At 57.6% G+C, this 257-nt stretch carries 1 rRNA gene; it reads right to left on the bottom strand.

Annotated features, from left to right (window positions below):
* Nucleotides 1–24 precede the first annotated feature (24 nt).
* Nucleotides 25–257, bottom strand: a 23S ribosomal RNA gene (locus tag EMO90_RS12045); the annotation flags it as partial.

Below are 257 nucleotides of genomic sequence, written 5' to 3'. Positions count from 1 at the left end.
AACCACACACACAACAAGTGTGTAATGGGATTGCCGTTCCCCCGTTAGTACCGGTCAGCTCCACCGCTCGCACGGCTTCCACACCCGGCCTATCCACCACGTCATCCACATGGGGGGTCACAACACTCTAAGTGTCAAGGAATCCTCATCTTGGAGAAGGCTTCCCGCTTAGATGCTTTCAGCGGTTATCCCTTCCGAACGTAGCCAACCGGCCATGCCACTGGCGCGACAACCGGCAAACCAGAGGTCCGTCCACC

This window comes from Bifidobacterium vespertilionis (assembly GCF_008698145.1).
GTDB classification, from domain to species: domain Bacteria; phylum Actinomycetota; class Actinomycetes; order Actinomycetales; family Bifidobacteriaceae; genus Bifidobacterium; species Bifidobacterium vespertilionis.
This window is presented reverse-complemented; position numbering and strand designations above follow the sequence as displayed.